This is a genomic window from Nonomuraea endophytica, from assembly GCF_014203235.1.
GTDB lineage: Bacteria > Actinomycetota > Actinomycetes > Streptosporangiales > Streptosporangiaceae > Nonomuraea > Nonomuraea endophytica.
The window spans coordinates 1,333,580-1,353,475 of sequence record NZ_JACHIN010000001.1 but is presented as its reverse complement, the minus strand read 5'-3'; the positions used below and the strand labels follow the sequence as shown (position 1 = coordinate 1,353,475).

Below are 19,896 nucleotides of genomic sequence, written 5' to 3'. Positions count from 1 at the left end.
GGAAACCATAGAAATCACACCACTCCCGGCGGATTGCCCGATCGGCAGCGGTGTCCCCCGACTTTCGTCAGGTGTGCTGGAATTTGCGGGTGACCTCCGAGAGCAGGGCCTTGAGCGCGTCCTTGTGCACCGCGGCGAGCGTCCTGCTCACGATCGTCATCGGGCTGCTCGGGCCGTCGGCGGTCGTCCCGGACCTGGGCGGGCCCTCGCTCGGCCTGGCCCCCGGTCCCCACCTCGTGATCGGGCTGGCCGCCGCGGCGATCGTGCTGGGCGGGCTCGGCCTGCTCGGAGGGCTCGCGTACGGCTCGCGCCTGCCCCCCAGGCTCCTGGTCGTCCTCGGATGTACGGCTGCCGCCGTGCTGGCCTTTCTCCCGCCCTCCGGCTCGGCCGACCACCTCAACTACGCCGCCTACGGCCGCATGGTGGCGCTCGGCGTCGACCCCTACACCCACGGCGCCGCCGACCTGCCGGGCGACCCGATCGCCGGGGCCGTCGAGGAGCCGTGGCGCGAGGAGGCCAGCGTCTACGGGCCGGTCGCGACCGCCGTCCAGGCGCTGGCCGGCTGGGTGGGGGGCGGCTCGCTGTGGCTGACCGTGCTGGTGCTCGCGCTGGTCAACGCCGCCGCGTTCATCGCCACCGGGCTGCTGCTCGACCGCTTCACCCGCGACGACCCCGCGCGCCGGCTGCGCGCAGCGCTGCTCTGGACGGCCAACCCGCTGCTGCTCTACCAGCTCGTCGCCGGCATGCACGTGGACACGCTGGCCATCGCCTGCATGGTCGCCGCCCTGCTGGCCAGGTCGAGGCCGGCCGGGTCGGGGCTGCTCCTGGGGCTCGGGGTCGCGGTCAAGCTCAACGCCGGGATCGTGGCGCTCGGCCCCGCCTGGGAGCTGCGGCGGCGGCCCGGACGGCTGGTCGTGATGGCGGGGGTGGCGCTGGCCGTCGTGGTGGCCGGATACGCGCTGACCGGGCTCGCCGCGCTGGAACCCGTGAGCAGGACCAGCAAGGCGATCTCGCACGCCTCTTACTGGAAGACGTTCCAGGGGATGTTGCAGGCCTTGGTGGGGGAGGGCAGCGCGTACCGGGGCGAGATCCAGGTGGCGTCGCTGCTCGTGCTGGCGCTGCTGGCGTGGGCGCTGTTCCGGGCACTGCCCGGCCGGGACGCCCTGGCCGTGGCCGCGGTGCTGTCGGTGGCCTACGTGTTCGCCACGCCGTACATCCTGCCCTGGTATGACGGGCTGGCCTTCGCGATGGTGGCGATGGCGGGGGCCTCGCTGGTGGACAGGTTCCTGGCGGGGCACCTGGTGATCCTGTCGCTGGCGTACCTGCCTGCCCGGGTCGAGATGCAGCCCACCGACCTGGAGTGGCTGCGGACGGTCATCAGGCAGCAGGTGGCGCCGTGGGCGCTTCTGGCTCTGACGCTGGCTCTGGCGGGGTGGGCGTGGACAACTGCAGCGCGCGCACGGACGCGGCCACAGCCAGCGGCACCGCCACGGTGAGCGCCATGGCCGGGATCGCGATGCCCGAGTCGTTGATCAGGAAGCCGACGAAAGCGCAGGTCAGCGCACCGAAAAGGCCCGCACGCAACGGCGGGGCCAGCTTGTACGCCTGACCGAGCGCCGAGGCGCCCCACCGGGACGGCCGGTTGAGCACCAGGAAGAGGAAGGCCAGCGCCACCAGCGACAGCAGCGTCAGCGACCAGTTGCCGACGGTCACCCCGATCATCGCGCTGAACTTCCTGCCGACCACCGTCCAGGCCTGCCCGTCCAGGATCTGCTGGACGAAGTTCCCCAGATGGGTGCGCTGCGCCGCCGGCCGCATGAAGTCGAACACCATGATCGAACCGATCAGCAACGCCCCCACGACACCCACGACCAGCAGCTTGCCCACCGAGACCCGGCGACCGGACAGCAGGATCAGGAAGACCGCCAGCCCGATCACGAACGCCGGCACCCCGCCGAAGTCCGCCCCCCACGCCGGCCACCCGTCCGCGAACACCGCGAACATCCCGTACGCCGCGCACACCCCCAGAGCCAGCCAGGTACGCGCCCTGAGCAGCCAGGCGACCCCGGCCAGCGCCAGGATCGTGCCGGTGGACTGGATGGCGAAGGCGATGTTGCTGAACCCGTAGAAGCGGCCGCCGGTGACCGGCTCGTAGCCGCTGACCGCGTTGACCTGCAGCCTGGAGCCGGTCATCACGTCGATGAGCAGGGCCAGCGACGTCACGCCCGCGACCACGGTGAGCGGCCCGAGCACCGCCGCCCGCCACGGCCCGGCGAACGCCAGCCCGGTGATCAGCCCGGCCGCCGCCACGATCGTGACGATCAGCGCGACCATCGGCGCCGACAGGCTCCACCAGGGCACGAGCTGGGCCAGGAACGTCGCCACCGCGATCGAACCGGCCAGCACCGACACCACCTGAACGACCACGAGCAGCCGCGAAGCCGCCGCCTCGCCATCCTGTGGAGCGGGCTGGGCGCGACGACGGCGCAGGGCGATGGCGGCGAACAGGTAGAAGAGCAGCTGGACCACGACGAACACGGCGAAGAACGGCCCACGCACCTCCCGCAGCACCTGGCTGGCCAGATCGGCGTCGGCCAGCTGGGTGACGGTCTCCTCGGTGGTCGCGGGCGCGTCGCCGCCGTCGCTCCAGGCCCGCCCGACGACCGCGCGGGGCGCCTCAAGACCCAGCGCGCCGATCGCGGTGGCGGTCAGGTCGGTGATGGTGACGAGCGCGTCCTGCCGCGTCGAGGCCGCGGTGAGGAAGCCACGACGGTACGGCGGGCCGCCGGGAGAAGGCCCGGCGGCCATGGCCACGTGGAGATGGGCGGCCGGGGAGGTGTCGGAGATGCCGCCCACCAGGACCGTGCTCCCCTGGGGAACCCGGGCCAGCAACGTGCCCACCCGCTTGTCGGCCTCGGCCGCGGCGGCCGCGCGCTGCTCGGCGGGGAGCCCGGCGGGCACCCCGGCCTCGTCCTGGGGCATGCGGGCCCAGGCGGCGGCCAGAGCGTCGGCCTCGAAGACGACCAGGGCGTAGCCGGTCAGGTCGCCCAGCCCCTCCACGTTGTCCGCATATTTCTGGATCCGGCCGTTCTTGTCGGCGGCAGCCAGCGCCGCACCGGGACCCACGGCCCCCACGACGCCGCCCGAGTCGGCGACGAGCTGGCCCAGCGTCCCGGGCACCGCGTTGTACCCGGTGCCGGACTGGTAGGCGGCCAGCGACTCCCAGCCCGGGACCCGGGCGCCCGCGCCGTCCGGCTCCGGCCGCGGCATCGGGGCGCAGCCCTTGCCCGCGGTGCCGGAGCGCTGCCCGGCCGAGACCGTCAGCCAGCCCGCGACCGTGCAGGTGACGCCGCGGTCCGGCGGTGGCACAGCACGGGTCGACATCGAGGCGGAGCCGCCCTCGGCCACCAGCTTCCACAGGTTGGGGGTACGCGACGGGTGGAGGTCACCCCATTCCAGACCGGGCACGCCCAGCAGCACGACCCTGCCCTTGGGGGCGGCGGAAGCCGTACCGGCGCCGAGGACGCAGGCCAGGACGGCGCCCAGCATCAGAGCCGCCAGGAACCGACGTGCCATGAGCGCAACCCCCGCAGTGTGCGTCCTCGATCGACTGGAGCCACGGTAACGTGCCAGACCGTGACAGGTGGCAAGCGGCAGTGGTGGACGTGGTTGCCGGCGGTGGCGCTGGTCGTGCTGGCGGCGTGGCCGCTGGTCGACTACTGGCTGACCAACCCCGACGACCAGCGGCTGGTCGACCTCGACGTCTACCGCACCGGTGGCGAGATGATCCGGGAGGGGCGGCCGGTCTACGAGTTCTTCACGCCCGCGCCGCAGCTGCTGCCGTTCACCTATCCGCCGATCGCGGCGCTGCTGGCCGTACCGCTGGCGATGATGTCGTGGACCACCGCGCAGTGGGTGTGGACGATCGGCGTCTTCGCGGCCCTCGCCGTGACCGTCTGGTTCTCCTTCAAGCAGGCGGAGACGGACAGGAAGCCGCTGCTGTTCGCGCTGGCCATGGTCTGCTGCACCTACCTGATGCCCATCCGCGACCAGGTGCGCTTCGGGCAGGTGGACATCCTGCTGGTGGCGTTGTGCGTGGCCGACCTGCTGGCGGTCCGGCCGAAGTGGCCGCGCGGCTTCCTCATCGGCCTGGCCACCGCGGTCAAGCTCACGCCCGGCGTCTTCCTGATCTACCTGCTGATCACCCGGCAGTGGCGCACGTTCTGGATGGCCTGCTTCGTCGCCGCGCTGCTCACGGTGCTGCCCTTCGCCGTCATCCCGCAGGACGCGGCCCAGTTCTGGTTCTCCGCGCTGCTCGACCCCGAACGCCTGGGCTCCAACGCCGCCACCACCAACCAGTCCGTGCGCGGCATGCTCATCCGGCTATACCTGCCCGACCTGCTGACGTCCGCGATCTGGGTGGCGATCATCGCCTTCATCGGCTGGTACGGCTTCCGCGGCGCCTACCGGGCGTACCAGGCGAAGGACATGGTCACCGCGGTCGCCCTCACCGGCCTGATGGCGGTGCTGCTGTCGCCGGTCGCCTGGATCCACCACCTGGCCTGGGTCGTCGTCGTGCTGGGCGCGATCGTCGGCGACGGGCGCGACCGGGTCAGGCTGTGGGTGGCGGCCGGGGTCTGGGTGTACTACGTCGTCCCGGTCCCCTGGTGGGGCGTCTCGCTCAAGGCGCTGGAGATCCCCGTCCTCAGCCCGGTCCTGGGCAAGATCGTGCAGAACGGATACGGGCTGGGCGCGATCGCGCTCGTCTGGCTCCTGGCCGCCTGGTTGCCCAAACGCCGCGGGATCTTGGGCAACTGATTACCCTATGTGTTGTGCTCGTTACCGTATGGGTCATGATCGGCGTCCTCGCGGGCGTCAGCGGCGTCGTCATCGGCTACGTCGCCCTCAAGCAGGCCAGGCTGGCCGTGCAGGACTGCCAGCAGATGCTGGCCAGGCAGTCCACCGTCAGCACCATGGGCGGCGACCTCAAGGCGATCCGCGACGTCGCCGTCTACCGCTACGACGCCCTTGAGGAGATGACCGGCAGGCTCTCGTTCTCGATCGCGATGATCAACGGCCTGGGCGACGGCATCGTCCTCACCTCGATCAACGGCCGCTCCGAGACCCGCACGTACGTGCGGCCGGTCGTGGGCGGAAAGGGGCAGACGCCGCTGGCCCCGGAAGAGGAGGAGGCGGTGCGCGCGGCCAGACTCGGACTCGGCCCGGAGATAGAACCACAGATGGCACGCCGCTGAGCTGGTTACTCTGGTGTCATGCCCAGAATCGCCTATCTCGGACCCGAGGGCACCTTCACCGAGGAAGCCCTGCGGCTCATGGAGCCCGACGCCGACCGCATGCCCTGCGCCACCGTCGGTGCCGCGCTCAACGCCGTACGGTCCGGTGAGGCCGACGGCGCGGTCGTCCCGCTGGAAAACTCGCTGGAGGGCGGCATCACCACCACCCTCGACGAGTTCGCGTGGGGCGAGCCGCTGCTGATCACCGCCGAGTTGCTGCTGCCCGTGCAGTTCTCGCTGCTGGCCCGGCCCGACACCGAGATGGTGCACATCAAGCGCGTCTACACCCACCCGGCCGCCATCACGCAGTGCCGCGGCTACATCAACCGCGAACTTCCCGACGCCTTCGTGGTCTCCGCCCCTTCGACGGCCGCCGCGGCCCAGGAGGTGTCGCTGCCCGGCTCGCCGTACGACGCCGCGATCGCCGCCCGCATCGCCGGAGAGCACTACGGCCTGGTCGAGATCGCCGCCAACATCGGCGACCGGACCGACACGGTGACCAGGTTCGTCCGCGTCGCCCGCCCCGGCACGCTGCCGGAGCCCACCGGCTCCGACCGCACCACGCTCGTGGTCTTCCTGGCCGACGACCACCCGGGCGCGCTGCTGGAGATGCTGACCGAGTTCTCGGTGCGCGGGGTCAACCTGACCCGGATCGAGTCGCGGCCCACCGGCGACGGGATCGGCCGCTACTTCTTCCACTTCGACTTCGAGGGGCACGTGGCCGACGCGCGCGTCGGCGAGGCCATCTCTGGACTGCACCGGATCTGCGGCGAGGTCCGCTTCCTCGGCAGCTACCCGCGCGCCGACGGCATCACCACCCAGATCAAGCCCGCCACCACCGACGCCGCCTTCACCGAGGCCACCACGTGGCTAGCCCAGATCCGTCGCGGTGGATTGTGAGTGCTTGTTCTGTCACAAGCCCTTCTTTCCGTTACAAGCCCTTTTTCCATTACGGCAAGCCGCACCACCGCCACCCGCCGACGTAGGTGACCGCCGATCGTGAGGGTCGCTTCTCCCGTCGGACGGGCTGCCCGCCGCAACGGCCCACGTCGGCCGGTTAGTGGGTTGGGGGCGGTGGTTTTATTTGGTCCTGCCGCAACTGGGGGACCGAGTACGCTTGGCCTGTGATTGACCTGCGGACACTTCGGGAGGACCCTGAGCGGCTGCGAGCGTCGCAGCGCGCCCGGGGCGAGGACGACTCGATCGTCGACAAGCTGCTGGCCCTTGACGAGCGGCGGCGATCCGCGCTGACCTCGTTCGAGACCATGCGCGCCGAGCAGAAGTCCATGGGCAAGTCCGTGTCCAAGGCGCAGGGCGAGGAGAAGCAGGCGCTGCTGCAGCGGGCCAAGGAGCTCGCCGCGCAGGTCAAGGCCGCCGAGGTCGAGGCCGAGCAACTGGGTGCCGAGCTCGACGAGATGGCCCACGCGGTGCCCAACATCGTGGAGGAGGCGGCTCCGCACGGTGGCGAGGACGACTTCGTCGTGCTGGAGACGATCGGCGAGCCGCGGGTGTTCGACTTCGAGCCCAAGGACCACCTGGAGCTCGGCGAGGCGCTCGACGCCATCGACATGGAGCGCGGCGCCAAGGTGTCGGGTTCGCGGTTCTTCTTCCTGAAGGGCGTCGGCGCCCGCCTGCAGCTTGCTCTGCTCAACATGGGCATGCAGCACGCGATCGAGGCCGGGTTCACCGCGATGATCACCCCGGTCCTGGTGCGTCCGGAGACGATGGCGGGCACGGGTTTCCACGTCGCGCACGACAAGGAGATCTACCGGCTGCCCGACGACGACCTCTACCTCGTCGGCACCTCGGAGGTCGCGCTCGCCGGCTACCACGCCAACGAGATCCTCGACGGCGCCGAGCTGCCCCTTCGTTATGCGGGCTGGTCGTCGTGCTTCCGGCGCGAGGCGGGCTCCTACGGCAAGGACACGCGCGGCATCATCCGGGTCCACCAGTTCGACAAGGTGGAGATGTTCACCTATGTCCGCCCGGAGGACGCCGCTGCCGAGCACCAGCGCCTGCTGGCCTGGGAGAAGGAGATGCTGGCCAAGATCGAGGTGCCGTACCGCATCATCGACACCGCCGCGGGCGACCTGGGCATGTCGGCGGCGCGCAAGTTCGACTGCGAGGCCTGGATCCCGTCCCAGGGCCGCTACCGCGAGCTGACCTCGACCTCCAACTGCACCGAGTTCCAGTCGCGCCGCCTGGCGGTCCGTTTCCGTGACAAGGACGGCAAGCCGCAGCACGTCGCGACCCTCAACGGCACGCTGGCCACGACCCGCTGGATCGTGGCCATCCTGGAGAACCACCAGCAGGCCGACGGCTCCGTGGTGGTTCCCAAGGCGCTCCGCCCCTACCTGGGGCTGGACGTGCTGGAGCCGGCCAAGTAACCGATCGCGGCGGAACGCCGGACCGCGTTCCGCCGCAAGATCACCAGCCCGGCCGCGCCGATGCCGAGGCCGAAGAGCCCCGCGAGGACGAGCGCCGCCGTGTAGCCGTCCGGCCAGCCCGCGCTCCAGCCACGGAACGGCAGCGCCACCCCGGCCGAGACCAGCACGGCCACGTACAGCGCTTCCCGCACCGAGTCGACCGCGGCGCCTTCCCGCCAGGTGGCCAGCGCCGCAATCACCAGCGTGATGCCCAGTAGGGTCCCGCCGTTCACCCCCACCGCCGCGCCCACGACGCCGGGCAGGTTGAACGGCGAGTAGTAGCCGAAGAACTCCTCATACCGCCACGGCAGCAGGAGCAGCACCCCGATCAGCCCGCAGCTCAGGATGACCCGGCCGGAGCTGACCACCTCCGGCGTCACGGCCACCAGGCCCGCGAGCAACATCCACAGCCCCGCCAGGACGGCCACGCGCATCTCGCCGTCCACCCGCTCGCCCGGCCCGGTCAGCGGAGTGGCCTCGCCGGTGCTCAGGCCGCCGTCGGCGCCGTAGCCGTGGCGTCGCCAGGTGCCGCCGGTGTCGCGGACCACGATGCCGTCCCGGCCGTTGGCGACGACGACCACGTGGCCGTCCGGGCGTTCCTGGAGGGCGAGGGCGAGCGAGCGCGGGTCCCGGGGACGCCCGTCGCCGACGTGACCCCGCTTCAGCCACTCCGTACGCCCGGGTGACACCTCCCATGCGGACGTCCACGTTCTTTCCCCGTCGGCCGACCGCTCGACCTTGAGCCGGCCGGGGGCGATCCGGTAGCAGAACTCCGCGCCGCAGACGGAGGTCCGCGGCGCGAGGATCTGGGGCTTGGGGGTTGTCCCGTTCCCGGTCACCGCACGCCAGGTCCGCCCGCCGTCAGAGGAGACCGTGCCGAAGGTCCAGCGACCCGTGACCACGATGTGGCCGCCGTCCAGGTAGACGTTCTCGGCGGAGGGCGGCCCGCCCGCCGGCCCGGTGGCCGCCACCGCCAGTACGGCCAGCGGCACCCCCACCACCGCCGACCACCTCCGGGGCGCCTCGTGCTTCCTGATCCACCACGCCAGCCCGAGCGCGGGCAGGGCCAGCAGGTCGGTGGGGTCGGCGAGCACCCGCGATGGTCCGGCGACCAGCGTCCAGGCAGCCGACGCCAGCTCCGCGCCCGCCCCGGTCGTCTTCACCAGCGTGAACACCACCCCGGTGAGCACCGTCGCGGCCAGATCCGCCCGGCGCGCGAACAGCAGGGACACCAGCGGCGCGGCCACCACCAGCCCGGCGACGTCGCTCAGTTTCCCGGTCACGAGGCCGGGCCAGGCCGCCTTGAGCACGTGGTCGTTGATCAGCAGGACCAGTGCCGAGGCGAGCGTCGCCGGGTGGCATAACCAGGCGCGCCTCATGTCCGCTCGGCGGGGTCGCGGACGCTCCGCCGTACCAGGGTCAGCCCGAGGGCGCCGATGGCGACGGCGAAGAACGCGGCCATGGCGAGCGCCACGTCATAGGAGTCGGGCCACCCGAACGCCCACCCACGGAACGGCGCCGCGATGCCCAGCGCGACCAGCACCCCCGTGCCCAGGGCCCGCCAGAGTGCGGTGGAGGGGATCTTCGCGAGGACCGACTCCACGATCGCGAGCACGACCGCGGCGAGCAGGAGCGGCCCACCGGCCAGCCACAGCAGAGCGGGGACGCCGCCCTCCTCCGGATCGAGCAACAGGTAAGGCAGCACGCCCATGGTCGCCAGTGCGGGCGCGACCCAGTGGGTGGCGATCCTGCGCCTGCCCCTGGCCGCGACCATGAGCCCCGTCACGGTCACCCACAGCCCGGCCAGCAGCGCGACGGCGAGCTCGCCGGAGACCTCCGCACCGCCGTCCACCGCCGTGGCGGCCCGCACGGTCAGCTCTCCCGACGGGTCGTACCCGAGCCGCGTCCACCGCCCGCTCTCATCCCGTACGGCCACGCCGTCCCGCCCGTTCGCCACGACGACCACGTGACCCCGCGCCGTCGCCTGAACCGCCAGCGACACCGAGGACACCCGCTCGCCATAGGCCCGTTCGAGTATTTCGAGCCGTCCGGGGGAGAGCTCCCACGACGGTTGCCAGGTCACGCTGGCATCGTCCGACTGCATGACCCTGACGCCGTCGCCGCGCACCCAGTAGCAGCGCCGCGGCTCCCGCGGCACGCACATCGACCTCTGCCCCTTCGTGTCATGGGCGTTGTCGGGCGCGAGCCGCCAGGTGCGCCCGCCGTCCGTGGAGACGTTGCCGGACGCCCAGGTCCCCGTCACCGTGATCCGCTCGCCGTCGACCCGCACCACGTCCGCCGCGGGCGGACTCTCCACCGCGCTGGTGGCGGTCACGGCCAGTACGGCCAGCGGCACCCCCACCACCGCCAGCCACCTCCGGGGCGCCTCGTGCTTCCTGATCCACCACGCCAGCCCGAGCGCGGGCAGGGCCAGGAGGTCGCTGGGATCGGCCAGAACATGCGAGGGCCCCGCGACGAAGCTCCAGGCAAGGGAGGCGGCCTCCGCGCCCGTCTCGGTGGTTTTCACGAGGGTGAACAGCGCACCGGTGAGCAGGGTGGCCGCCAGGTCCGCCTTGCGCAGCAGCAGGAGGGACAGCAGGGGAGCGGCGACGACCAGCCCGGCGACGTCGCTCAGCTTGCCGGTGACGAACCCCGGCCAGGCCTGCTTGAGCAGGTGGTCGTTGACGAGTAACAGCAACGCGGCGACGAGCGTCGCGGGATGGCACAGCCACGCGTACCTCATGCACTCATCGACGGCTCCGGATTTGCGGTTGTTCGGCCGGCAAGAGCTTCGAGTCACAGTCGTGATCCCCCCGTAACGCCCCCACCCACCCCAAACCTCCCCCAGCCCCCCTCCCAGCCACTCCGGCCACCCCTTCCAGCCCGCCTCTCCCGATCGCCCTCGCCGCCCTCCTCGCAGCCCCCCGGCCCGCCCCCGGCCCGCCCCCGGCCCGCCCCCGGCCCGCCCTCGGCCCGCCCTCGGCCCCCTCTGCCCTCCTCGCCTGCCCAGCGTCCTGTCCGCCGGCCTCTGAGCATTCGGCCGGTTGGCGATCCCCTACGCCCGCCCTGAGCGCCTCAGGCCGAGGCTCTCGTGACGCTGACGGATCGGGCGCGCCTGACGGGGTGTCCGCGCGGGCGTGCCTCACGTGTGGGTCGCCCCGAGGGTGCCGCTGGGCCGGGGCGCGTCGTGTGGGGAGGGCGGCCGCGGGGTCAGTCGCAGAGGTAGCGCTGGATGGTGGGGGCTATCCAGTGGATGAGGTCGTCGCGGGGCATGGCCACGATGGGTGGAAATTTCAGGATGTATCGGGCGAGGGCCAGCCCCAGGATCTGGGAGGCGGCCAAACCGGCGCGGATGGGGGCCTGGTCGGGGCCGGTCAGGGTGGCTATGACGGGGGCCAGCTGGGTGGCGAAGATGTCGCGCATGCGTTCGGCGGCCGCCTCGTTCGTGACGCCGGTGCGCAGGAGCACCTGGAGGGCCTCGTTGTGCTCCCACAGGCCGAGGAAGTGGGCTACGAGCCGGGCGCCGATCTGGTCCCGCGGCACAGCCGAGAAGTCCGGAAATTTCAGGTCGATGTGTGCGGCGGCGGCGAACAACTTCTCCTTGTTGCCGAAGTAGCGCATCACCATCGCCGGATCGATCCCGGCGTCACCGGCGATTGACCGGATCGTGGCCTTCTCGTAGCCGTCGGCGGCGAAGCGTTCCCTGGCCGCGGCCAGGATGACGGCCTTGGTGTCCGCGGAGCTCCTTCTCATGTCAACGATTGTAGGCCAACAAGTGTTGACATCGCCAGCACGCCGGGCGCAGACTGATGCCAACAAGCGTTGACAAAGAGGAGAACGAGATGCTTCCCACCGCCACCGACGTCCTGGTCATCGGCGCCGGCCCCACCGGCCTCACGCTGGCGATCTCGCTCACGCTCAAGGGCCTCGACGTCACCGTCGTGGACAACCAGGCCGAGGGCGGCAACACTTCCCGCGCCGCCGTCGTGCACGCCCGCACCCTGGAGCAGCTCGAGCCGCTCGGCGTCACCGGGCCCATGGTCGAGCGGGGCATCCACGCCAAGCGCTTCACGATCAGGGACGGGGACCGGGTGCTGGTGCCGGTTCCGTTCGGGAACCTGCCGACGGACTACCCGTACACGCTGATGATCTCCCAGGCGGAGACCGAGCGGATCCTGCTGGACCGGCTGGTCGCGCTGGGCGGGCGGGTGGCGAGGCCGTACACGCTGACAGGGCTCAGCCAGGACGGCGCGGGGGCGACGGCGGTCTTCGCCGACGGAAGCAGCGTGCGCGCCCGTTATGTGGTCGGCGCCGACGGCATGCACAGCACGGTCAGGGAGCAGACCGGGATCGGGTTCAGCGGCGCTTCCTACCCGGAGTCGTTCTCGCTGGCGGATGTACGGCTCAGCGGCGGCGTGCCCAGCGAGGAGGTCGTGCTCTACTTCTCGCCGGCCGGGCTGGTCGTGGTGGCGCCGTTGCCCGACGGGACGTTCAGGATCGTGGCCACGGTCGACGAGGCGCCCCAGGAGCCCGACGTGGCCTATGTGCAGCGCCTGCTGGACGAGCGCGGCCCGCGGCGCCGGAAGGTCGTGGTGAGCGAGGTCGTGTGGGGTTCGCGCTTCAGGGTCCACCACAGGGTCGCGGACGCCTATAGAAGCGGCAGGGTCCTGCTGGCTGGGGACGCGGCGCACGTGCACAGCCCGGCGGGCGGTCAGGGGATGAACACCGGCATTCAGGACGCCGTGGAGCTCGGTACGGCCCTGGCGGAGACGCTCAAGACCGGGCACGAGGCGCCCCTGGACGCCTACGCGGCGGCCCGCCGCCCGGTCGCCCAGCAGGTCGTGGCCTTCGCCGGCCGGCTGACCCGCCTGGCGACGATGAGCCGGGCGCTGCGGCCGGTCAGGAACGTGGTGCTGCGGCTGCTGGCCACCCTGCCCCCGTTCCGCCGGGCGCTGGCCTGGCGGCTGTCGGGGCTGATCTACCGGTGACCCGGAGCCTGGACAGCGGAAAGGGCGAGGTCCGCTGGAAGCGAACCCCGCCCTACTTCGCTTACTTCAGATCAGATGGCGCGGACGGCAGAAGCCTGCGGCCCCTTCTGTCCCTGCGTGATCTCGAACTCGACCCGCTGGCCGTCTTCGAGGCTGCGGTAGCCGTTGCCCTGGATCTCGGAGAAGTGCACGAACACGTCCGGTGCACCGCCGTCCGGAGCGATGAAGCCGAAGCCCTTTTCAGCGTTGAACCACTTGACGGTTCCCTGAGCCATAAAAGCTCTCCCTCAGGATGTGAATCTATGGGACCCACACCTCATGGGTCCCGGTGTGTCGTACAGCAGCAACCCGGGGTGGCTCAGACAAAGTCATGCTGGTTTTCACTACGGGATCAGCTAATACAACGCCATCACATCTAACACCATTCCACCGCCTTGGTGTTCCCCTCGCTAGGAAGATTTCTGTTGGACGGCATCACCGGGCAAACTGGAACCCGTTATGAACACCCCTCGCCTTGTGGCCACCGACCTCGACGGAACCGCCCTGCGCTCCGATGGAACGGTCTCTTCCCGAACCGCTGCTGCCTTCGCCAGGGTAGAGGAATCCGGGGCTGTGCTGGTACTCGTCACGGGCCGCCCGCCTCGGTGGATGAGGGAGGTGGCCGAGGTGGTCGGGCACCGCGGGGTGGCGATCTGCGCGAACGGGGCGCTTGTCTACGATCTCCACACCGAACAGATTCTTGAATCCCACCTGATCCAGGCCGACGTGCTCGTGGAGGTCGTGGATCAGCTAAGAGCGAACATCCCCGGACTGGCATTTTCGGTCGAGTACGAAGGTGGTTTTGCGCACGAGTCAGATTTCCGGCTCGGCGGGCTGGACCGAAGGAGCGGCCGCGGCAGCGGCGTCGCGCCGGGGATCCTCACCTCGCGGCCGTGCGCCAAGCTGCTCGCCCTGCACCCGGAGATGGACCCGGACGGGCTTCACGGGGCCGTGCACGAGCTCGTGGGGCATCTGGTGACCGCCACCCACTCCAGCCGCAGCGCGCTGGTCGAGATGAGCGCGCACGGCATCACGAAGGCCACCGCGCTGGCGGCGCTGGCCAGGCGGCACGGCATCGGCCCCGAGGACGCCGTGGCGTTCGGTGACATGCCGAACGACCTGCCCATGCTCGCGTGGGCGGGCAGGTCGTACGCGGTGGCCAACGCGCATCGCGACGTGCTGGCCGTGGTCGGCCAGACGACCGAGGCCAACGACGAGGACGGCGTCGCCCGCGTGCTCGAAGAGCTCTACAGGTAGGGGCCGGAGCCGCCGGGCTGCTGCTGGCCGTCCTGCGGCACTCCGGGCAGCGCCCTGCGCATCTGCTCCAGCTGGGCCCTGGCCGCCATCTGCTGGGCGAACAGCGTCGTCTGGATGCCGTGGAAGAGCCCTTCCAGCCAGCCGACCAGCTGGGCGTGCGCGATCCGCAGCTCGGCCTCGCTGGGCGGGGCGCCGTTGTCCTCGGTGAACGGCAGCGACAACCGCTCCAGCTCGTTGACCAGCTCGGGGGCGAGGCCGTCCTCAAGCTCCTTTATGGAGGACTCGTGGATCTCCTTCAACCGCTTGCGGCTGGCCTCGTCGAGGGGAGCCGCGCGGACCTCCTCGAGAAGCTGGCGGATCATGCTGCCGATGCGCATCACCTTCGCGGGCTGCTCGACCAGGCCCGCCACCGAGCGCTCTTCTTCGCCGCCGTCGCCCTGCTGCCCCTGGAAGTCAGGCCCGACCACCACGATGTGGGGGGTGTTGTTCTCCTCAGCATTCATACGTCTCACCGTACTAGCAGGATCTTGCCGACGTGTTCCCCGGAATCGAGCATTTCGTGCGCCCGCGCGGCCTCGGCGAGCGGCACCTCCGCGTAGATCACCGGCCGCACCGCACCCGCGCTGACCAGCGGCCACACGTTGTCGACGACCCCGCGCACGATGACGCCCTTCTCGTCTGTGGGGCGCGAGCGCAGCGTGGTTCCGTGTACGGCCGCGCGCTTGTTGAGCAGCATCCGCAGATCGAGCTCGGCCGAGATCCCGCCCTGCAGGCCGATGATCACGAGCCGCCCACCCGTCCGCAAAGCTTTGATATTTCGGGACAGATACTTTGCGCCCATGATGTCCAGGATCACGTCGGCCTCCGCCTTCTCGGCGAAGTCCTCCTCCCGGTAGTTGATCACCTCGTCGGCGCCCAGCTCCCTGAGCCGCGCCAGCTTCTCCGCGGTGCCGGCGGTCGCGATCACCCGCGACCCGAACGCCTTCGCCAGCTGGATCGCCATCGTCCCCACGCCGCTGGCCCCGCCGTGCACCAGCAGGGTGTCCGAGCGCCGCAGCCGCGCGGTCATGAACACGTTCGACCACACCGTGCAGGCCACTTCGGGCAGCGCGGCCGCTTCGGTCAGGGAGACGTTGTCGGGCACCGGCATCACCTGCTGCCACGGCACTGTCACCTGTTCGGCATATCCGCCGCCGCCGAGCAGCGCGCAGACTCGGTCGCCGACCTGGAAGTGCTCCACGTCCGCGCCGACCTCGGCCACGACGCCCGAGCACTCCAGGCCCGGATACTCCGAGTCGCCGGGAGGCGGGTTGTAGAAGCCGAGCCGCTGGAGGACGTCCGCCCTGTTCACCGCCGAGGCGGCCACGTCGATGAGCACTTCTCCCCGCCCGGGGCGGAGATCCGGCACCTCGCGCCACTCCAGAACCTCAGGCGCGCCGTTCTTGGAGATCACAATCGCTCGCATGCTGACCAAGATAGGCGCGTGGCGCTCCGCCGAGCCTCTGAGAGCGGGTGCCGGGCAAAGAAGTTGAGGGTTGCCGCCGTCCGGCGCGACGCTTGACGTTAACCTGCAATGTATTTGCTGCCCCTTTAGACCCACCCGAGGGGGAACACGGTGGCAAGGCACGATCGCGAAGAATCTCTCGAAGAGCAGCTGGCCTGGCTCGACGCCATCAAGGAAACGGAAGAGGCGCCGGTGGCTGTGAGCGCCACCGCCGAGGCCGCGGCTTCGCCGTACCCGAAGGACCCATGGCTGTCGGTGCCGTCCGCGCAGGAGACGCCGACCCCGCCGCTGTTCCGCGCCGCCGTCGACTCCGTGTATGGCTCCGCCGCCGCGGAAGAGCTGCCCGCCACCGAGAGCGAGGCCGCCGAGTGGCTGGGTGAAGAGGCCCCGCCGGGCAAGGAGGCGGTCGGGTCGGTGACCGACGAGGCCGAGAGCTTCCTGGCGCCGCTGAAGCCGCTGCCGAGGCCGGACGACACCGACAGCTACACGCCTTCCCCGGCTCCCGCCCCGGCGGAGGAGGAGACGCCGCCCAAGGCTGAATACTCCGAGGCCGACACCCAGCCCGACAACCCGTGGCCGAAGCCGCCCGAGTGGTCCAGGTCCGCGTTCGACCTGCCCAAGCCCGCGTTCGACGAGCCGAAGTCCGCCTTCGACAAGGACTTCGACAGTCCCTTCACGCAGGACCTTCCCCTCGACTTCGAACGTTCCCGCGCCGCCGTGGACCTGCCCGAGACGGACCCGCCGGAGATCCCCGAGGACGCGGCGGAAGAGGAGCGGCTGCAGAAGCGCTTCGAGGCGTTCAAGCCCGACTGGTCGCCGCGCAACGACCCGTTCGGCCAGCCCCCCGACCGGCCCGCCACCGAGCGGCCGGCCCCGGAGCAGCAGCCCGCCGAGCCGCGGCAGCCCTTCAACGAGCGGCCCTTCGACGAGCGCTCCTTCACCGAGCGGCCGCAGCCCGCCGACCGGGGCTTCGAGCGCCCGGAGCCCGCCCGTTCCGAGCACGCGCGCACCGAGCCCGCTGCCCGCACCGAGCCCGCCCGCGCTGAAGCAGCTCGCGCTGAGGGCGCCCGCGCTGAGTCCGCCCGCGCTGAAGCAGCTCGCACTGAGCCTGGCGTCCGGCCCGAACCCGCCGTCCGTCCCGAGCCGACCGTGCGGCCCGCCTCCGAGCGGCCCGCGGCGCGACGCCGGGCCGCGCCCGTGCCGGTGTTCACCTCGCCGCCGCGCCCGCCGGTCACCGGCCGTCCCACCGCCGACAGCCTCGACCCTGAGTCGCTGCTGCGCGGCCGCCGCAACGCGCCGTCCAAGGGCTGGCGCAGGCTGGTGTACAAGGCTTCCGGCGGCTGGATCAAGCCCGGCGAGCCGGCCGAGGTGCGCCGCCGCCGCGAGCTGCTCAACCGGGCCCGCACGCCGGTGGCCACCGGTCACCACCGCGTCGCCGTACTGAGTCTGAAGGGCGGGGTCGGCAAGACCACGACCACGGTCGGGCTGGGCGCGACGCTGGCGCAGGTGCGCGGTGACCGGGTGATCGCCGTGGACGCCAACCCCGACCGCGGCACGCTGTCGGACAAGCTGGAGCTGGAGACCTCCGCGACCGTGCGGGACCTGCTGAACGAGCGCGACCAGGTCAAGCGCTATGTGGACATCAGGGCCTTCACCTCGCAGGCGCCCTCCCGGCTGGAGGTGCTCGCCTCCGACCGCGACCCGTCGGTCTCCGAGGCGTTCAGCGGCGCCGACTACCAGGCCGCGGCCCAGGTGCTGGAGAACTTCTACTCGATCTGCATCACCGACTGCGGCACCGGCCTGCTCCACTCGGCCATGGGCGGCGTCCTGGGCCTGGCCGACCAGATCGTGCTGGTCAGCTCGCCCTCCGTGGACGGCGCCAGGGCCGCGTCGGCGACGCTCGACTGGCTGGAGGCGCACCACTACGGCGACCTGGTCAGGGACGCCACCGTGGTGCTCTGCAGCGTACGGCCGCGCTCGAAGTCGGCCGTCGACATCAAGAAGCTGGAGGCCCATTTCGCGGCACGGTGCCGGGCGGTGGTCCGCGTGCCGTACGACCCGCATCTGGAGGAGGGCGCGGAGATCGACCTGGACCGGCTGCAGGAGGCGACCAGGGAGTCTTATCTCCAGCTGGCGGCCAGCGTGGGGGACGGCTTCGCCGGCCAGGAGTGAGCGGAGGGTGTGGGATTCGAACCCACGAGACCATCGCTGGCCTGGCCGCTTTCAAGGCGGCTGCACTCGTCCACTATGCGAACCCTCCAGTGCGCACACCACCTTAGCGGCTGTTCCGGTCCTGACGCTCGCGGTAAGTTCGGTGGGTGGATCTCAGGGTCGCGGTCGAACGCGCCGGTAGGGACGCCATCGTGCGTCTTGAGGGGGATCTCGACAAGCTGTCGGCCCCCCGGCTGAAACAGCGGCTCGTGGAGCTGTCCGATGACGGCTGCCACGGGCTCGTGCTGGACGTTGCGCTGCTCGACTTCTGCGACTCCAGCGGGTTGTGGGTGCTGGTCGAGCACCACCGGCACCTGACCGCGCTCGGCGGGACCATGCGGCTGAGCGGCGTGCACGGCATCCTGCAGCGTGTTCTCGACATCACGGGCCTCAGGGCCGTCTTCCACCCGGTGAGGGCACATGACCCACTATGAGGCGGCGCTGCTGCGCCGCGTGCTCGGCGAGGAGCTGTCCGAGGCCATGTGGTTCGGCCTCGGCGGCGGGATCGGCTTCATGTACTTCGTCTTCGAGTACTCCGGTGAGCCGCCGCACCTGTCGATCATCGCCCAAGCGCACCCGGAGCCGATGGTCGCGCGAGCCCTGGACCGGGCGGGGGTGCAGCATGAGATCCGCCACACCGGCTCGGCCAAGGTGGCCGAGCGGAACCTGCGGGCGGCGCTCGGCGCCGGGCACCGGGTGGTCTGCCGGGTGGACCGGCACCGGCTGCCCTGGCGGCCAGACTTTCCTTTCCCCGAGCCCATCGACGTGGACGTGCTCGGCCTCGACGGCGACCGGGTACGGCTCGGCGACGGCGACCTGCCGCTGGAGGCGTTCCTCGACGCCTGGTCGGCGGCCAAGAAGGAGCGCCACCAGCTCATCGAGATCACCGGGACCGGCGGCGGGCGGCCGGACGTCGCTGGGGCGGTCAAGGAGACGGCGGCCAGGCTGACCGGGCCGGTGCTGGGCAACAACTTCGACGTCAACTTCGGGCTGTCGGGCATGCGCAAGCTGGCCGACCAGCTCGGCGACACCTCGACCAAGCAGGGCTGGACGCGCCGGTTCACCGACGCCGAGGTGGCGCTGGGGCGGTTGGCGGCGTGCCTGGACGTGGAATACACGGCTCCGGCGGCGTCGCGGCCGCTGTTCGCGGAGTTCCTGGCTGAGGTGGGGGGAGGATGCCGCTGCCCGGATTTATCGGGCGTCGGGGGAAATCTGGGCGGATGTGGTGAGTGCGGCGCGGGCCGGGGAGTCCTACCCGCGCATCGGTGAACTGGTGGCCTCCGCCGTACGGGAGGAGGAGCGTGGGGTCGCCCGGCTATGAGCTGAGCTGGGAGAGCAGCCATCGGGGTCCGGACGTCTCGGCGCCGAGGGCTGCCACGCGTTCCTTGAGGCCCCGGTCGGCGGTGACCACGCGGTAGCGTTCCCACGGTCTGGCCTGCCGTACCAGCTCGACGATGGTGTCGTCGCCGCTGCCGGCGGCCGCGACCACCTCGACCTCGCCGGCGGGCGGCGTCTGCCTGGCGGCGCCTTCCACGACCGCCACGATCCGCGGGTACCACTGCGTGAGCAGCGGGTGCGTGAGGCCGCTGCGGGCGGCCACGTCGCGCACCAGGCGGGTGGCGGCGCCGAGGCGGTCGTTCCACCAGCCGTGCTCGGCGCGGGCGCCGACGATGTTGGCCACGTCCAGCACCACGGTCTCGGGGACGAGCACGCCCTGGACCTCGTCCCACGTCTCGGCGAAGCCCGGGTGCAGCTTCCTGGCGGCGATCTCGGGCAGGGGCAGCCAGAGGAGTTCCGAGCTCTCGGAGTTGGCGGGCGCCGCGTCCAGCAGCGCGCCGGCCTCGGCGATCACCGTCTCAAACGTCCATCCGCCGTGGTCGTCGAGGTAGACGCCGCGCACCCGCAGGCCGTCGGCGCCGAGCGCCGCCTCCTCGTGGGCCTCGCGCAGCGCGCTGACGATCGCGTCCTCGTGGCTGTCGCGGGCGCCGCCGGGCAGGCCCCACGTCCCGCCGTGATGGCTCCACCACACGCGTTTCTGCATGAGGACGTGCGGGGTGCCCTGTTCGTCATGGTGTACGGCCAGCAGCCCCGATGCCCCGTGCACCCCCCAATGCCGGTGTCCACGCGCGCATTGGGCCCATCCGTCACCATCTTTCGCCGCCATACGAATATTCTGT

18 protein-coding genes and 1 tRNA gene are annotated in these 19,896 nt (G+C 71.2%); 10 read left to right on the top strand and 9 right to left on the bottom strand.

Features of this window, described 5'->3' with window-relative positions; genetic code table 11:
* Positions 1-110 precede the first annotated feature (110 nt).
* Positions 111-1,496, top strand: a complete 1,386-nt coding sequence (locus HNR40_RS06505; RefSeq protein WP_246508357.1) for an MptA/MptB family glycosyltransferase — start codon at positions 111-113, stop codon at positions 1,494-1,496.
* Here the strand turns inward: HNR40_RS06505 and HNR40_RS06500 are convergent.
* Positions 1,378-3,576, bottom strand: coding sequence for a hypothetical protein (locus HNR40_RS06500; RefSeq protein WP_184959001.1), 2,199 nt, complete (start codon positions 3,574-3,576; stop codon positions 1,378-1,380). The two genes, HNR40_RS06505 and HNR40_RS06500, sit on opposite strands and share 119 nt — an antisense overlap.
* A 60-nt stretch (positions 3,577-3,636) precedes the next feature.
* Here HNR40_RS06500 and HNR40_RS06495 point away from each other — a divergent pair, with 60 nt between their 5' ends.
* The 4 genes from HNR40_RS06495 (at position 3,637) to serS (ending at position 7,681) form a co-directional block, all read left to right on the top strand.
* The gene (locus tag HNR40_RS06495) at positions 3,637-4,818 is read left to right on the top strand and encodes a glycosyltransferase 87 family protein (RefSeq protein ID WP_184959000.1); all 1,182 of its coding nucleotides are present in this window, start codon (positions 3,637-3,639) and stop codon (positions 4,816-4,818) included.
* Positions 4,819-4,853: 35 nt separating this feature from the next.
* A complete protein-coding gene (locus HNR40_RS06490; protein ID WP_221339935.1) occupies positions 4,854-5,255 on the top strand; it encodes a DUF4446 family protein in 402 nt (133 codons plus the stop codon).
* An 18-nt stretch (positions 5,256-5,273) separates the two neighbouring features.
* A complete protein-coding gene (gene pheA, locus HNR40_RS06485) occupies positions 5,274-6,194 on the top strand; it encodes a prephenate dehydratase (RefSeq protein ID WP_184958999.1) in 921 nt (306 codons plus the stop codon).
* Between the two features lie 224 nt (positions 6,195-6,418).
* A complete protein-coding gene (gene serS, locus HNR40_RS06480) occupies positions 6,419-7,681 on the top strand; it encodes a serine--tRNA ligase (RefSeq protein WP_184958998.1) in 1,263 nt (420 codons plus the stop codon).
* On the opposite strand, the gene HNR40_RS06475 is transcribed toward serS, so the two are convergent.
* The 3 genes from HNR40_RS06475 to HNR40_RS06465 all read right to left on the bottom strand — a co-directional run bounded on the left by HNR40_RS06475 (position 7,645) and on the right by HNR40_RS06465 (position 11,473).
* Positions 7,645-9,099 (bottom strand): hypothetical protein, encoded by a 1,455-nt coding sequence (locus HNR40_RS06475; RefSeq protein ID WP_184958997.1) that lies wholly within the window; start codon positions 9,097-9,099, stop codon positions 7,645-7,647. The genes serS and HNR40_RS06475 overlap by 37 nt on opposite strands.
* Positions 9,096-10,463: a hypothetical protein gene (locus tag HNR40_RS06470; RefSeq protein WP_184958996.1), complete on the bottom strand. Its 1,368-nt coding sequence runs from the start codon at positions 10,461-10,463 to the stop codon at positions 9,096-9,098. The genes HNR40_RS06475 and HNR40_RS06470 overlap by 4 nt, the downstream gene beginning before the upstream one ends.
* A 467-nt stretch (positions 10,464-10,930) precedes the next feature.
* The gene (locus tag HNR40_RS06465; RefSeq protein WP_184958995.1) at positions 10,931-11,473 is read right to left on the bottom strand and encodes a TetR/AcrR family transcriptional regulator; all 543 of its coding nucleotides are present in this window, start codon (positions 11,471-11,473) and stop codon (positions 10,931-10,933) included.
* Between the two features lie 89 nt (positions 11,474-11,562).
* On the opposite strand from HNR40_RS06465, the gene HNR40_RS06460 reads away from it, so the two are divergent.
* A complete protein-coding gene (locus HNR40_RS06460; RefSeq protein WP_184958994.1) occupies positions 11,563-12,708 on the top strand; it encodes an FAD-dependent oxidoreductase in 1,146 nt (381 codons plus the stop codon).
* A 71-nt stretch (positions 12,709-12,779) separates the two neighbouring features.
* Here HNR40_RS06460 and HNR40_RS06455 read toward each other — a convergent pair whose 3' ends face one another.
* Positions 12,780-12,983, bottom strand: a complete 204-nt coding sequence (locus tag HNR40_RS06455) for a cold-shock protein (RefSeq protein WP_157248489.1) — start codon at positions 12,981-12,983, stop codon at positions 12,780-12,782.
* 223 nt (positions 12,984-13,206) lie between these two features.
* Here HNR40_RS06455 and HNR40_RS06450 point away from each other — a divergent pair, with 223 nt between their 5' ends.
* Positions 13,207-14,004: an HAD family hydrolase gene (locus HNR40_RS06450; protein WP_184958993.1), complete on the top strand. Its 798-nt coding sequence runs from the start codon at positions 13,207-13,209 to the stop codon at positions 14,002-14,004.
* Here the strand turns inward: HNR40_RS06450 and HNR40_RS06445 are convergent.
* A complete protein-coding gene (locus tag HNR40_RS06445; RefSeq protein ID WP_184958992.1) occupies positions 13,995-14,507 on the bottom strand; it encodes a bacterial proteasome activator family protein in 513 nt (170 codons plus the stop codon). The genes HNR40_RS06450 and HNR40_RS06445 overlap by 10 nt on opposite strands.
* Positions 14,508-14,512: 5 nt before the next feature.
* Positions 14,513-15,469, bottom strand: a complete 957-nt coding sequence (locus HNR40_RS06440) for an NAD(P)H-quinone oxidoreductase (RefSeq protein WP_184958991.1) — start codon at positions 15,467-15,469, stop codon at positions 14,513-14,515.
* Positions 15,470-15,619: 150 nt separating this feature from the next.
* Between HNR40_RS06440 and HNR40_RS06435 the strand changes: the two genes are divergently transcribed.
* Positions 15,620-17,680: a MinD/ParA family ATP-binding protein gene (locus HNR40_RS06435; protein WP_312896204.1), complete on the top strand. Its 2,061-nt coding sequence runs from the start codon at positions 15,620-15,622 to the stop codon at positions 17,678-17,680.
* Position 17,681: 1 nt separating this feature from the next.
* Here the strand turns inward: HNR40_RS06435 and HNR40_RS06430 are convergent.
* Positions 17,682-17,768, bottom strand: a tRNA-Ser gene (locus HNR40_RS06430).
* A gap of 58 nt (positions 17,769-17,826) precedes the next feature.
* Here HNR40_RS06430 and HNR40_RS06425 point away from each other — a divergent pair.
* Both HNR40_RS06425 and HNR40_RS06420 read left to right on the top strand, forming a co-directional pair.
* Positions 17,827-18,153 carry an STAS domain-containing protein gene (locus HNR40_RS06425; RefSeq protein WP_184958990.1) on the top strand — a complete coding sequence of 109 codons (327 nt, stop codon included), beginning with the start codon at positions 17,827-17,829 and terminating at the stop codon, positions 18,151-18,153.
* Positions 18,140-18,988, top strand: coding sequence for a BtrH N-terminal domain-containing protein (locus HNR40_RS06420; protein WP_184958989.1), 849 nt, complete (start codon positions 18,140-18,142; stop codon positions 18,986-18,988). Before HNR40_RS06425 ends, HNR40_RS06420 begins: the two co-directional genes overlap by 14 nt.
* A 46-nt stretch (positions 18,989-19,034) precedes the next feature.
* Here HNR40_RS06420 and HNR40_RS06415 read toward each other — a convergent pair whose 3' ends face one another.
* On the bottom strand, positions 19,035-19,823 hold the full coding sequence (locus HNR40_RS06415) for an NUDIX hydrolase (protein WP_312896203.1): 789 nt from the start codon (positions 19,821-19,823) through the stop codon (positions 19,035-19,037).
* Positions 19,824-19,896 lie beyond the last annotated feature (73 nt).